Below are 13,485 nucleotides of genomic sequence, written 5' to 3'. Positions count from 1 at the left end.
CAGGCTCTCCCAGGGCATTCTGCGATTACAACGAGCACTACCCTTACTTACGAATAAAATAGCTTAGCGTCTGTCATGCTCTTTCTTTCAGACACACTTTGAGCCAACCTGATATCTTCTGACTGACATCACTATAAAAGGACACTGGACGAATAGCATCAGGCGTTTCTGCAAACAGCTATTCTCGTGTTTGCCAGCAGCATTTACTGCCGACCGTAAAAAAGCCCGGCGGACCGGGCTTGTGTATTAATGGATATCTAAACAGGAAGTACCTGTGCCAAAAGGGCTTGGTGGTGGCTCGTCAGGTTCAGAGTCCAGATCTTCCGCTGCGGCAGTAAGTGTAAACACCATACTTGCACTGGCTTCACTGCCAGTTGACTGAGCAAATACCGTAATCTCCGTATCGTACCAAGGCGCATAGGCCCGGGGGTAGCGAAGCTCCAGAATCGCCTGCCCATTCTCATCCGTCGCGTTGCCGTTTGCGAATGAAATAGAGCCGACAATACCTGGCGTAAGGAACCCATCATCATTGAGATCTTCACCTGGCTCAAGGACACCGTTGCCGTTGGAATCATCATCCATATCCAGGCGCCCATCGCGATTTGTCTGGTCTGCGCCAAGATCTAAGATACCATCGGCATCGATATCTTCGTTAGCACAGATTGCGGTAATTGTATCTGAAGTCACTATCCATGCACTGCCGTTCCATATCCAGTATCCTTTTCTGTAAACGCCATTGTTTGCGTATTTGGTCGGAGTTGTAGACGCTGTTAACGTTACGCCCTCTACAGGCTGACCAACGGCATCAGTAACAAATACTGCAAACTCTTTCAGATAAGTCGCGTTGTCTGGTTTTTGTACCACGTTGCCCGTACCAATTGACACGTCGAATGCTCGGTTACCAACGGTCAGTGTGACTGTATCGCTCACAGTAGAGTTACCGTTGATTTCAGCGGTGATGACTACTGCATCGGCACTGGTCACTGAGCCAGAAGTAAACACTGTCGAGGCAACACCATTGCTGTCTGTTGTTGACTGCGAGGGTGCAATAGAACCGGTGCTGGTATCATCGACATTGAACGACACTACCGCGCCTTTAACCAAGTTCCCTTCAGCATCGCGCACAATGGCTGTAATGGTGCTGGTCTGGCCGTCAGGACCAATCAGGTCTGGTGTCGCATCCGCCTGAATTGTCGCGGGTACCGTTGCAATAAATTCAATTTCTGCCCGCGCACTGACTTCATTACCATCAGAATCTATGCCCGTGGCTGTGATTGAAGACTTACCTGCATTACTTGAACTTATAACGAAACTAGCCTGACCATCCTCATCTGTCACTGCAGTTTGTCCACTCACAATCATGCCTCTTGATGCAGTGAATGAGACGTCTCCGCCAGCAAACGGCCCCCCGTCTTTACTCCAGCTCACAGTAATGGATTGCTCAGTGTTAAGTGGCACCTCTGAATCAGGAAGAGATGTAAAAAAGAACTCATCTTCCTGAACATTAATAGTAAACGTTGTTGTGGCGTTTAGTGCAGACGCGGTCACTACATCTTCACCTGATGCTGTACCCGTATATGACACTGTAGCCTGACCATCCGTGCCGGTAACGACTGAATCTGAACTCAGCGTTCCGCTTTCAGCAGAGATAGCCACAGCTTGATTTGGAATCGCTACACCGTCTGAGTCCTGAACACGAAGTGTAAGGTCTACGGAATCATTGAGAATGATTGAACTGGTGCCGTTAATCGTCACCTCTGTACCAAAAATCTCTACATCGACCGTTTGCACCAACGTACCGGTTTGTGCAGTAACCGTTACAGTGCGGTTAGTAGCGTTATTTTGTGTAGATAACAGGGCGCGCGCCGTGCCGTCGGCGGCAGTAGTAGGCTGGGTAAGCTGAAGCTCAACGTCAGCCGAATTACTTACCGAGAAACTGACATCGACGCCTTCCATCAGCACGCTTTGCTCATTTTTCACAAGCGCAATTAACTCGACATCGTCAGAGCCGCTGGAGGGCAACTGCACGGTGCTGGCAAAAAGCTGTAACGTGGCTGGCTGGATACTGCCACCGCCACTACCGGAGGAAGAAAACGTAGTGGTTCCTTCTTCACCAGATGCAATTGTCGCTGTGATCTGTCCATCTCCTGCCAGCGCGCCCACAGTCATGTTAATGCTTGCGACACCATTATCGTCGGTTCGTGCAGTGCCTGTGTCATTAGAGAAAACAGCCAGCTCGCTGTTACTCAGGCTAAACGTTACCAGCGTATCGGTAACAGCATCACCATTAGAGTCCGAAACCGTCGCAACGACAGTCAGCGGATTATCAATGGTCAGGTCTCGGTCAGTGTTTCCTTCGCTGTCCTGCACATCCATGCTGATACTGATTGTTGGATCCGGTGTACCACCGCCATTGCCTGGGTTGCCGCCGTTGTCGTCTCTGGAAACAGAGCCGCCTCCACCACAGGCAACAAGTAAAATCATTGTGCTGAGTAACGTCAGCGACTTCAATAATGCACGCATAGTTGTCTTCCTGGACCTCTTTTAATGACAATTGGGCCGTTTTCACGTTTAAAAATAACAAGAATCTGGCACACTATCGGAGCAATTCAGAATAATAAAATATGCTCAGGGAACATACATGTCTCAAACTGCACATAAATATAGTTTAACCACCAGAATTTTTATCGGCATGGTTGCCGGAATCATTATCGGCGCCCTGCTTCAATTCTCATTTGATGATAGCGGAGATTTGCGCTTTTCGATATTTGGTTTCGAGTTTTCCACGTATGGCATTCTGGTAGAAGGTATATTTTCTACATTAGGGCAAATATTTATCGCCAGCCTGAAAATGTTGGTGGTACCACTCGTTTTCGTCTCACTTATCTGTGGCACCAGCAGCCTTACTGAACCCAGTAAACTCGGGCGTTTGGGCGCAAAGTCAGTTGGCCTGTATATTGTCACAACCGGTATTGCCGTAACACTGGCCATCAGCTTAGGATTGTTATTTTCACCCGGTGAAAACCTTAACTTAAGTACTGAAAATGAATACGTAGCGACAACCCCGCCCAGTCTGTCTGAAGTATTCGTGAATATGTTTCCTACCAACCCCATCAACTCGATGGCAGAAGGCAACATGCTTCAAATTATCGTCTTCGCGGTACTGTTTGGTATCGCTATGGCAATGACTGGCGAAGCAGGTAAACGTATAGGCGCGTTCTTTGAGGACGTTAATACCGTAATTATGCGTCTGGTTACCATCATCATGAACCTTGCCCCGTACGGTGTGTTTGTGCTGATGGCGAAGCTTTTCGCCACCATTGGCGTGGACACCATATTCAGCCTGGCAAAATATTTTGTGCTGGTGCTTGCGGTACTGGCGATACACGGTCTGGTCACATACTCAGTTCTGCTGAAAGTGCTGACCGGCCTGAATCCGCTGGTGCTGTTTAAGAAGATGCGCGACGCCGCACTTTTCGCATTCAGTACCTCATCCAGCAGTGCGACGCTGCCGGTAACCATGGAAACCGCGCGCAACAAACTGGGTGTTGGTAATTCAGTATCATCATTCACGCTGCCACTTGGCGCTACCATCAACATGGATGGCACGGCGATTATGCAAGGCGTTGCAACCGTGTTTATCGCGCAGGTTTACGCCGTTGACCTGACATTGGGGGATTACATGATGGTGGTCTTAACCGCTACCCTGGCCTCAGTTGGCACGGCTGGTGTACCTGGCGTTGGGTTGATTATGCTGGCCATGGTGCTGCAGCAGGTAAATCTGCCGGTAGAAGGTATTGCCCTGATTATCGGTGTGGATCGTCTGCTGGATATGACACGTACCGCCGTGAACATCACGGGCGACTGTATGGTCTCCTGCGTCGTAGCAAAAAGTGAAAATGATCTGGATGAGGCTGTCTATTACGACGAAGATGCTGGCGAGAAGGAAGAAAATATCGACCTCCAGCATTTTGACAAAAACAGTTAGCAGAACAACAGCGTAACAAAAAATAGCCCGCGTCGACGGGCTATTTTTTTTGATTATGTACGCAATCTCGGATAGCAACTAACCATTTAATGCGGTTGCAGGCTCGACTTTTACCGCTTTATGCGCTGGGTAAAGCGTTGCCAGCACGCACAGGATAAATGCAACAACGACAGTCACCAAGACGTCCTGGACGTGCAGTTCAGAAGGTAAAAAGTCAATAAAGTAAATATCACCGGACAATACGCTTATTCCCAGTGAATCCTCGACTACCCTGACAATGGCCGACAAATTTGGCGCAATAATAATTGCTGCCAACGTTCCCGATACAATACCGATAACGCCATTAATCATTCCCTGCAATACAAACGCCTGACGAATAAGCGCATCTGGTGCCCCCATGGTTTTTAATATCGCGATAGCTGCGCGCTTTTCCCGCACCGCCATAACCAGCGTAGAAACAATATTAAAACAGGCAACAGCAATGACCAGTGTCAGCGCAATATAGACAACCGTCCTGACCAATTGTATGTCTTTGTACAAATGCCCCTGTGTTCTTGTCCAGTCAGACATATAAGCAGACTGGGGGAAACTGTAACCAATCTCGCGCATGGTTCCGTAAGCCGAAAACGGATCATGCAACGTAAATCGAAGTCCCAGTGCGCCGGAATCGATTTCCAGTGCCTGAGACGCCTTTTTCAGGTGCATCATGCCAAGATAATTATCCAGTTCTCCACCAATATTCAGGATCCCGGAAACGGTAAGTGTTTCACTACGCGGTGCCTTGAACGATAAGTCAGCTGTCATAGTAGGGATCAGCACCTGAACCGACTCCCCTTTTTCAATGCCCAGCTTTTCAGCAACGCCTTTACCTAACAACACCCCGTCAGGTTCGGACTGAAAGCGTTCCCAGTCGGACTCTGGTACCCTGGAGCGCCACGCAATATCATTCTCAGTGCCGGTGTCCAGGCCGGTTAACTCCACCGCTTTTAGCTCGCCTTTATACTGCAACATCCCGGTTATTTTAGTGTAAGGTTCAACCTGACTGACGCGCGGATCCTGCTCCAACCTGTGTACTTGCGCTTCCCAATGGCGAATTCCTGTAGATTCGGTAGCGTATAGTTCCCCATGCGGGATAACAGACAATATACGATGTGTAAGCTCGCGCTCGAAACCGTTCATTACGCTAAGCAACGTAATCAATACAAAGCACCCCAATCCAATCCCCAGCGTAGATGAGAAAGAAATGAACGAGATAAAACGATTTTTCTGTTTGGCACGGCGGAACCGGTTTGCCAATTCCCACGCCAGCTTCATACGGTCGCAGCCTGAGTTTCTGGTGACTGAAGTTTGCCGTCCATAATGGTTAGGGTACGATCCATTTGCGCAGCCAGAGAGCGATCGTGTGTTACGACGATAAAGCTGGTTCCCTGCTCTTCACTGAGTTCACGCAAAAGCGCATAAACCTGTTCCCCGGTGCGGTGATCAAGGTTACCCGTCGGTTCATCGGCCAGCACAATTGCGGGGTTATTTATCAGTGCGCGCGCGATGGCCACGCGCTGGCGCTCACCACCGGATAGTGCCGCAGGCTTATGATCCAGGCGATGTCCGAGGCCGACTTGTTTAAGCCGGTGTGTCGCTTCAGCCAACGCCTGTTTATGAGAAGTACCGTTAATCAGCAACGGCATAGCCGCATTTTCGGCTGCAGTAAACTCTGGCAATAAATGATGAAACTGGTAGATAAAACCGATATCCCGGTTTCTCAGTGCAGCCAACTGCTTTGAAGTTAAGGTGTGAAGTGCCTGACCTTTTATCAGTACTGTTCCTTCATCAGGCGTATCCAGCCCACCCAGGATGTGTAATAGCGTACTCTTACCTGAACCGGAACTGCCAAGAATGGCGACTTGTTCGCCGGAGTTTACGGTAAAGGAAATGTCCGTTAACACACTGGTAGTAGTACTTTCTTCACGGTAGGACTTTGCAATCCCCTGACATGCAATCACTGCTTCCATGTCTGCTTTGATCCTCTTGGTAACGTTGACAGAATGGTATCCTGATAGACACGCGAATACCAACACGAAAGCGCAGTAAAGCGAATACTGTGAAGTAATAGTTGATGTTTTTTTCAGGTAGATAACTCACACAGGACATGCAAGTTAGTGGCGGAGCGGACGGGACTCGAACCCGCGACCCCCGGCGTGACAGGCCGGTATTCTAACCAACTGAACTACCGCTCCACTTTTTCAATATTTTCAGTGAGTTAATTGCGATTGTTGAATCGCCCTGCCCTCACTGCGGCGCAGATAATACGGTTTCACCTAAATAGAGTCAATGGTTTTTTTTAATAAAATCGTCATCTGCGGCCCGTTTGCACGTTAATTCAACAGAATGTTTTATTTACCAACAATTGCTGTCTGAAAGGTATTCAGCGACCGGTTCCAGTCTCAGGTCAAGGCATTGCTAACAGCACACTGGTGTTTCACGTTTATCGAATTCGGCGGCGCAGCGTCAGAAGGACGGACAATAGCTGCGAGTATTCAGCAAACGTGTTGTTAAGCTACAGACGTAGCAGTCAGGAGAGAAAAAATCATGCTTCTCGTTCGCATTAGCGGTGTTCAAACGTTAATGCACATAGAGTCGTCCAGATTGACTTAAAACTCAGCATCACCACCTGAAAAAATAACAAATAATCTTAGCCTGATTTTTTAAACATGCCGGTCAGTTTTGAAAACCAAGAACCGCTTTTGTGCTCGTTAGTAGCCGCGTCACCTGAAACAGTGGGTTCAGACGGCTTAAGGGCTCTTTTTCTCGCCATTTTCCGTTTTACCATCACACCTGTGACAACCAGCAAACCGATGACCACGATCGTGCCATTCACGCCGACAATTAGCATCATTATCGTATTGTCGTCCATCTCCTCGGTAGCTTCAGACTCAGCAGCATTGTCTGGGATGCCAATTTCAGACTCAAGATCCATTGACGTATCCATCACTGCTGGTTGCTCCTCGTCTGAAGTCGGCGTCTCCTCAAGCATCGGGTCAACCACTTCAGGCTCAGGTGCTTCCGCTAAAAAAGTATATTCTGGCACATCCAGAATAAAGTCACGGCCCTCAGAGGTCGTGCCGTACGCAGTCAGCTTTACCCGGAAGACTCCCTCTTCGTAAGCCACGATAAGATGCTCACGGATATTACTGTTGGGCTCAGTCAGAGAAAAGTTCTGCATGTCACCATTTGGGAAACGGATCTTTCCGTCTATAAGCAATGACTCGATGTCTACCAACTCTCTGTCTGCATCAATCAGAAGCTTATGATATCCATCACCGCCACCATCAAGTTCAATGTCCAGTTTAATGGGATTAGGGTAAAGCAGGATCGGCGCATTTTCCTGTTTACGGGTGAACATCGGCGTGGTCACTGTGAAAACAGGTTTCCACTCGCCAGACGGTACTGACAGGTTAAACTGTCCGGTAAATGTGCCGTCCAGCGGGGCTTCGTCCATACCTCGTCCATTATCCTCAAATGTGGCAATGAGCTGGTCATTGGCACCAAAATTGTCGTAATTGGGATTATTCGTACTAATAAGCTCAATCGTTAGCTCGACGACGTCGCGGAATTCATTGTAGTCAATGGGTTGACCGTCATTTGAGAGGTACGCTGTACTTTTAAGGATTTCACCGGAAAAAATGATTGAAGGCAGCTTATCAGCATGTAACTGAATATCAGACAACACCATTACACGGCTGCCAGGCAGGATCCTCCCGACGGCTTGCCATGGACCGGGGACGGGATTTTTGATGCTGATCATGTCGTACGTGTCGGCGTCATACCAAAAGATATCGTCACCTTCGACCTGACTCTGGAAGATTTTAGATCCGTCCGGTCGCACCAGAACGACAGGTGCAGAGCCGTACTCGCGGAAAAACACCATGGTAATTTCATCAACCTTGTAGTCGATGCGAAACCGGTTGCGCAGCAGCTCAATGGAGTTCTGGTATTCCGTTCCCAGTTCAGTCAGTGGTGAGGACGAACCAGCCGCGCTCTCAGAGTCAGGCTGGTTCTGTGCATCGGCAGATACAGGTTCCTGAGCAGCACAAAGACCACTTATCATCAGTAACACGATGCCCCATATCCTACCCATCACTTGCGCTGGCTCCCGCTGTTATTCTTCGCTGCCCGTTGCCCGCCAGAGACACTTGCCACCACTTTGTTCCACGATGTCTAATCTGGCTTCATGCTGTGCTAATTCATCGGCGGATGCATTGATAACCTTTAATTTATTTCCGTTTCGCTGAACGCGGCGTATGGCTTGGGCGTGAGTGTCCGAGTCGCTGTTTTCACCGGCAAGTCTGAGCTTGGTTTGCCCACCCGTCATCAACAGATAAACATCGGCGAGAATTTCCGCATCCAGTAACGCGCCGTGAAGTTCACGATGGGAATTGTCAATGCCGTAGCGTTTACACAACGCGTCGAGGTTATTTTTCTGACCCGGATGCATCTGCCGGGCTACGACCAGGGTATCGAGTACCGTACAGATATCCGCCGTTTTTACCGTGCGGGTAGATGGCTCCATGGAAAACTCATGATCCATAAACCCCACATCAAACGGCGCGTTATGGATCACCAGTTGCGCGCCGCGAATGAAGTTGACAAAGTCCTGGGCGATATCTTTAAACACCGGCTTATCAGCCAGAAATTCATTGGTAATGCCGTGAACCTCGATAGCCTCCTGTTCAATCTGGCGGCCCGGATTAATATACACGTGAAAATGATTACCGGTCAGTTTTCGGTTTACCACTTCCACACAACCAATTTCAATTATCCTGTGGCCTTCTTTCGGATCAATACCTGTGGTTTCTGTATCCAGTACAATCTGACGCATGTTATCTCTGCTTTGCTTCTCTTTTTTGCTAGTATATCAATCCCATCGCGACACGCTATGACAAACAGCAAAAAGAGGTAATCGGGTGACCCGAAAAACAATTCATATTTTCACAGACGGTTCGTGTCTGGGTAATCCCGGGCCGGGAGGCTACGGCGCGGTTCTGGTGTACAAATCTCACCGTAAAGAATTAAGCGATGGTTTTGCTCATACGACCAACAATCGCATGGAGCTGCTGGCCCCTATCGTAGCACTTAATAGTCTGACTGAGCCCTGCAAAGTGGATCTGACAACGGACAGCCAGTATGTCAAAAACGGGATTAATCAGTGGATCCATAACTGGCGTAAAAACGGCTGGCGAACGTCAGATAAAAAACCGGTGAAAAATGCCGATCTCTGGAAACAGCTTGATGAAGCTGTGAAACGCCACGATATCGACTGGCACTGGGTGAAAGGTCATTCTGGTCATCCTGAAAATGAACGCTGTGATGATCTTGCCCGCGAGGCAGCGTCAGCGAACCCGACGCAACCAGATGAAGGTTTCAGCGGATAGGCGAACAGTCGTCCCCGCGTTATAAAACTGCACCGCCACACGCCCCGCTCACAAAGCAAACCGGGGCGCCTATCTTTAGCTTAATGTCACTGGCGCATAAAGTCGGTACTCGGCCTCCTCCTCGGGAACATCGGGAAACCAACGAACCCGTTCAATAAACGGTGGATGACAAAGGCAACCGCCTGCCTCTTCTGTTAACCTGGCCATTGCCCTACCCATCGCCGTTTCGCTACCGCTAAAGAACAGGGTCAGACACTCCATTGCGGGTAACACATAGTGACGCATACCTGCCTCCAGCGGTTTGCCTGCACCGTTAGTCGCGCCAATAAAAATATCGAGGTGCCCTGGCGTCGGTGGCGCCACAAAAATATTAAAGGTTCTGGACCGTGGTGGTGATACACCGTGAGCCTGACGCCAGTTAATAAGCTGACGCAGTGTCTTACCCAGAGTCACGGGGTCAGCCTGATGGTGAATACCGCTTAATGTGAGTGAGGGAAATGCAATTAGCGTTGATGATTCCGGCGTAAATTCACTATCATCATTATGATTTGTGCGCAGTCCTGCCAGTGGTGTTTCCAGCGATCGCCAATAATCCCAGTCCGGGTTAGCTCTGAACTCCGAAGGCGTTACGCCACCATGACGGCGAAAGGATTTACTGAACGCCGCCACACTCTCAAAACCAGCGTCATAAGCAATATCAGTAACGGTTTGATGAGGACGGAACGCCAACTGCCATGCCGCCCGCCTCAACCTGAGCAGGCGCTGCAACGCGTCGGCAGATATGCCGTACTGTGCCACAAAACGCCGCTGGAAGTAGCTTTCAGAAAGACCGGTAAATTGTGCCAACTGCTCAAGGGTTGGCGGGTTGTCCAGATTATCGTAAATATAGTCAATAACCTGACCCAATGCGTTTTTCATAACTCTCGCGTCGTTGATTTCTCCTTGCACAAGAGTATACCTGTTCGACTCAGGCGTGTTTGTCCGATCTTGCTCTTATCTTCTGGCAGAACCAGTATACCGCAACGACATATCGCAGCTTACCTTGCCCTACCATTTCCCGACAAACTTGCCGACTGAATCGTTGTTCTCGAGGCGGCGGTGAGCCTCAGAGATATCCTGCACAGCGAACACAGTATCCATGTTTACTACCAGTTCGCCGGTATCAAACGCTGACAGACAGCGCTCACTGAATCGCTGTATTAACGCAGCTTTATAGTCGTCGCTGCGGTTTCGTAGTGTGGTAGCCTGAATTCTGGCGCGCTTGGCCAACATTTTTGCCATGTCCAGTTTGTCAGCATACCGGCCCGCCAGCATCGCCAGGTACACTATAATACCATCACGCCTGAGTACAGAAAGGTTCTTATTCAGATAATCTCCCCCTACCATATCCAGCACAAACTCCACTCCATCAGGCCAGACGGTTTGCAACACGTCCTTAAAATCTTTCTCTTTATAATTGATACACACAGACGCGCCCATTTTCTCGCAGTATTTCAGCTTCTCTGCCGTTGAGGCTGTCGTGGCGGCCTCAACACCGAAATAGCGACAAAGCTGCAATGCAGCCAGCCCTACGCCACTGGCACCTGCATGAATAAGGGCGCGCTGACCGTGCTCCACGCCACCAATTAAATCCAGGCACTGGAATGCGGTAAGATAAACCTCGGCCAGACCTGCACACTGCTCGAACGAGAGCGATGCCGGACACCGCATAATATGCGTTGCGAGCACCACCACCTCTTCGGCATAGCCGCCACCGGCAACCAAGCCGAAAACCCGATCTCCCGGCTGCCAGGCAGTAACCTTCTCGCCAACTTCAATAACTTCCCCAGCAACTTCCAGTCCCAGAATATCACTTTCTCCGGGTGGTGGCGGATAATGCCCCTGGCGCTGCAGCGTATCGGCCCTGTTAACACCAAAGGCTGCGACCCTGACTCTGACGTATCCCGCCTTAATCGCAGGCCTTTCCGTTTGTCCAATAGTAAGACCCTCTGGGCCCTGCCCCTGCTCAAAATCCACATATTGCATAGATAACTCCCTGTGTCTGTTTAAATCCCCGGCGCGATATACGCGTATACTAATGCCGCATACCGGCAGCGCATTCTGCAGCGTCACATTATAAACCGCATTCACTCACCGCCTGAGTGTAGTTGATAAGCGTTGCTGAGGACGCATTAGCTTTTCTACCGCGCAACTTAAGTTGACTCAATGTAGAGGATAGCTACGCAAAAGTCGCGGGAGTGGATGAATCCCGCTATACTTCGCGCCCTGTTTTCCTGCAACCGGCTTTTCAGTAAGCGAGGACCCTATGTCAGCAACCGTCGTATTAAACCCGGACCGTGAAAAATCATTAAAACGCCGCCATCCCTGGGTATTTGCAAGTGCCGTTGCGTCGCTGAAAGGAAAATGCCGCAGTGGTGACACCGTTGACGTTGTCAGCGCAACCGGCGAATGGCTGGGACGGGGCGCTTACTCACCAGAGTCTCAAATCCGGGTACGGATGTGGACGTTCAATCAATCAGAAAGCATTGATAACGGTTTCTTTTTGCGCCGCATCGATCAGGCACTGCGCTTACGCCAGCGACTTTTTGCCGACCGCGATACTAACAGTTTCCGGCTGATTGCGTCTGAGTCTGACGGGCTGCCCGGCATAACTATTGATGTTTACAATACAGTGGCTGTTGTGCAGTTGCTCAGTGCTGGCGGAGAAAAACACCGTAATAAAATTGTCTGGGCCCTGAATAAACTGCTGCCGGAACTCGCCGTATTTGAGCGCAGTGATGTTGACGTGCGTAAAAAAGAAGGGTTAGAACCGGTGGTGCAGGTACTGTCCGGAGAGCCGGAGAAACAGGTCACGATTACTGAAAACGGGCTCAATATACTGGTTGATATCGAACAGGGGCACAAAACCGGCTTTTATCTGGATCAGCGCGATAGCCGGGCTGCCGCAGGACGATATGCAAAAGGCGCGACGGTTCTCAACTGTTTCAGCTATACCGGCACCTTTTCCTGCTATGCGTTACAAGGCGGCGCCACGCATGTTACCAACGTGGATGTGTCTGAGCCTGCGCTGGCCTTAGCCAGAAAACACCTTGAAATGAACGGCCTGGACACAGCGAGATGTGACATGGTGAATCAGGACGTGTTTCAGGTATTACGGCAGTATTACGAACAAAAAAACCAATTTGATATGGTGATTTTGGATCCGCCTAAATTTGTCGACTCGAAAGCGTCTCTTCCCCGTGCATCTCGTGGTTACAAAGATATTAATATGTATGGTATTCACGCGGTGAAACCTGGTGGCCTGCTATTTACATTCAGCTGTTCAGGCCTGATGCCTGCTGATTTATTCCAGAAGATCGTGGCTGATGCTGCACTGGATGCCGGCAGAACCATTAAAATTATTGAGCGACTTTCACAGGCCAGCGACCATCCGGTTATTGGCAGCTATCCGGAAGGGCATTATCTCAAAGGGCTGATTTGCGAGGTTACTGATTAGGCATACTTAAAAGCGATGTCGAATCGTGTAGCAGTAGATGGCAACCTTACCCAATACCCGACACCTTGCCTGGACTGGTTTATACCCGCAATACTCTGCGGTGCAAAGGAAGTAGAAAAAAAGCGTGTCTCAGCACGCTTTTGCTTCTGTTATTTCATTTCGGAAATTTCTACACCGATAAGGCAACTGCTCTCCGATTCGGGCACGCAGCGCACCACGGTAGCGATGGCAGAAAGTGAGGGTATCTGAGAGCTGGTTGAATCTATTGACACATTGACCTTTGTGCCAAGCTCGACAGAAGGTTCTGCAACTTCCAGTGACATACCCGTCGCACTGATGTCCTTACACACCGCCTGCAATGTGCGGCTTGACTCCTCGTCATTAATTTCCAACTGACATGGGGAATTCACCATCATCCTGAAAAAGTTGCGTTTATCGTCGTATCCCAACATTTTACTTCTCCTACCTCAGATCAACCTGAACCGCTGTACCTTCACCTGTAACTCTCGTTATAGGGCGCATGGTTGAGCTTGTCAATGCGTAAACGTAAATGAGCGCAACACGGTTGCTAC

11 protein-coding genes and 1 tRNA gene are annotated in these 13,485 nt (G+C 49.6%); 3 read left to right on the top strand and 9 right to left on the bottom strand.

Annotated elements, in window-relative coordinates:
• Positions 1–246: 246 nt before the first annotated feature.
• Positions 247–2,523 (bottom strand): Ig-like domain-containing protein, encoded by a 2,277-nt coding sequence (locus tag ACLBLI_RS08540; RefSeq protein WP_414830662.1) that lies wholly within the window; start codon positions 2,521–2,523, stop codon positions 247–249.
• A 118-nt stretch (positions 2,524–2,641) separates the two neighbouring features.
• On the opposite strand from ACLBLI_RS08540, the gene ACLBLI_RS08535 reads away from it, so the two are divergent.
• Positions 2,642–3,988 carry a dicarboxylate/amino acid:cation symporter gene (locus ACLBLI_RS08535; RefSeq protein ID WP_414830661.1) on the top strand — a complete coding sequence of 449 codons (1,347 nt, stop codon included), beginning with the start codon at positions 2,642–2,644 and terminating at the stop codon, positions 3,986–3,988.
• 78 nt (positions 3,989–4,066) lie between these two features.
• On the opposite strand, the gene lolE is transcribed toward ACLBLI_RS08535, so the two are convergent.
• The 5 genes from lolE to dnaQ form a co-directional block, all read right to left on the bottom strand.
• The gene (gene lolE, locus ACLBLI_RS08530; RefSeq protein WP_414830660.1) at positions 4,067–5,302 is read right to left on the bottom strand and encodes a lipoprotein-releasing ABC transporter permease subunit LolE; all 1,236 of its coding nucleotides are present in this window, start codon (positions 5,300–5,302) and stop codon (positions 4,067–4,069) included.
• Positions 5,299–5,997: a lipoprotein-releasing ABC transporter ATP-binding protein LolD gene (lolD, locus tag ACLBLI_RS08525; protein ID WP_414830659.1), complete on the bottom strand. Its 699-nt coding sequence runs from the start codon at positions 5,995–5,997 to the stop codon at positions 5,299–5,301. Before lolD ends, lolE begins: the two co-directional genes overlap by 4 nt.
• Before the next feature lie 148 nt (positions 5,998–6,145).
• Positions 6,146–6,222, bottom strand: a tRNA-Asp gene (locus tag ACLBLI_RS08520).
• A 455-nt stretch (positions 6,223–6,677) separates the two neighbouring features.
• Positions 6,678–8,123 carry a TIGR03503 family protein gene (locus ACLBLI_RS08515; RefSeq protein WP_414830939.1) on the bottom strand — a complete coding sequence of 482 codons (1,446 nt, stop codon included), beginning with the start codon at positions 8,121–8,123 and terminating at the stop codon, positions 6,678–6,680.
• Positions 8,124–8,144: 21 nt separating this feature from the next.
• Entirely contained in the window at positions 8,145–8,864 is a 720-nt protein-coding gene (dnaQ, locus tag ACLBLI_RS08510) for a DNA polymerase III subunit epsilon (RefSeq protein WP_414830658.1), read from the bottom strand.
• A gap of 85 nt (positions 8,865–8,949) precedes the next feature.
• Here dnaQ and rnhA point away from each other — a divergent pair, with 85 nt between their 5' ends.
• Complete coding sequence (gene rnhA / locus ACLBLI_RS08505) at positions 8,950–9,417, top strand: ribonuclease HI (protein ID WP_218309574.1); 468 nt, start codon at positions 8,950–8,952, stop codon at positions 9,415–9,417.
• A gap of 75 nt (positions 9,418–9,492) precedes the next feature.
• On the opposite strand, the gene ACLBLI_RS08500 is transcribed toward rnhA, so the two are convergent.
• Together ACLBLI_RS08500 and ACLBLI_RS08495 are read right to left on the bottom strand one after the other, a co-directional pair.
• Positions 9,493–10,335: an AraC family transcriptional regulator gene (locus ACLBLI_RS08500; RefSeq protein WP_414830657.1), complete on the bottom strand. Its 843-nt coding sequence runs from the start codon at positions 10,333–10,335 to the stop codon at positions 9,493–9,495.
• A 129-nt stretch (positions 10,336–10,464) separates the two neighbouring features.
• The gene (locus ACLBLI_RS08495; protein WP_414830656.1) at positions 10,465–11,442 is read right to left on the bottom strand and encodes an NAD(P)H-quinone oxidoreductase; all 978 of its coding nucleotides are present in this window, start codon (positions 11,440–11,442) and stop codon (positions 10,465–10,467) included.
• Positions 11,443–11,722: 280 nt separating this feature from the next.
• Between ACLBLI_RS08495 and ACLBLI_RS08490 the strand changes: the two genes are divergently transcribed.
• Entirely contained in the window at positions 11,723–12,913 is a 1,191-nt protein-coding gene (locus ACLBLI_RS08490) for a class I SAM-dependent rRNA methyltransferase (protein WP_414830655.1), read from the top strand.
• Between the two features lie 149 nt (positions 12,914–13,062).
• Here the strand turns inward: ACLBLI_RS08490 and ACLBLI_RS08485 are convergent, their stop codons facing one another.
• Positions 13,063–13,365, bottom strand: coding sequence for a PilZ domain-containing protein (locus ACLBLI_RS08485; RefSeq protein WP_218309570.1), 303 nt, complete (start codon positions 13,363–13,365; stop codon positions 13,063–13,065).
• Positions 13,366–13,485 lie beyond the last annotated feature (120 nt).

This window comes from Alteromonas sp. H39 (assembly GCF_047556435.1).
Classification (GTDB): Bacteria; Pseudomonadota; Gammaproteobacteria; order Enterobacterales; family Alteromonadaceae; genus Alteromonas.
Note: the sequence above shows the minus strand (reverse complement) of the source record. Positions and strands in the feature narration are given on the sequence as shown.

Coding starts and splice junctions, on each gene's coding strand:
- ACLBLI_RS08500 (WP_414830657.1), bottom strand. CDS start 10,335: ATGAAAAACGCATTGGGTCAGGTTATTGACTATATTTACGATAATCTG.
- dnaQ (WP_414830658.1), bottom strand. CDS start 8,864: ATGCGTCAGATTGTACTGGATACAGAAACCACAGGTATTGATCCGAAA.
- ACLBLI_RS08515 (WP_414830939.1), bottom strand. CDS start 8,123: ATGGGTAGGATATGGGGCATCGTGTTACTGATGATAAGTGGTCTTTGT.
- lolD (WP_414830659.1), bottom strand. CDS start 5,997: ATGGAAGCAGTGATTGCATGTCAGGGGATTGCAAAGTCCTACCGTGAA.
- lolE (WP_414830660.1), bottom strand. CDS start 5,302: ATGAAGCTGGCGTGGGAATTGGCAAACCGGTTCCGCCGTGCCAAACAG.
- ACLBLI_RS08485 (WP_218309570.1), bottom strand. CDS start 13,365: ATGTTGGGATACGACGATAAACGCAACTTTTTCAGGATGATGGTGAAT.
- ACLBLI_RS08495 (WP_414830656.1), bottom strand. CDS start 11,442: ATGCAATATGTGGATTTTGAGCAGGGGCAGGGCCCAGAGGGTCTTACT.
- ACLBLI_RS08535 (WP_414830661.1), top strand. CDS start 2,642: ATGTCTCAAACTGCACATAAATATAGTTTAACCACCAGAATTTTTATC.
- ACLBLI_RS08540 (WP_414830662.1), bottom strand. CDS start 2,523: ATGCGTGCATTATTGAAGTCGCTGACGTTACTCAGCACAATGATTTTA.
- ACLBLI_RS08490 (WP_414830655.1), top strand. CDS start 11,723: ATGTCAGCAACCGTCGTATTAAACCCGGACCGTGAAAAATCATTAAAA.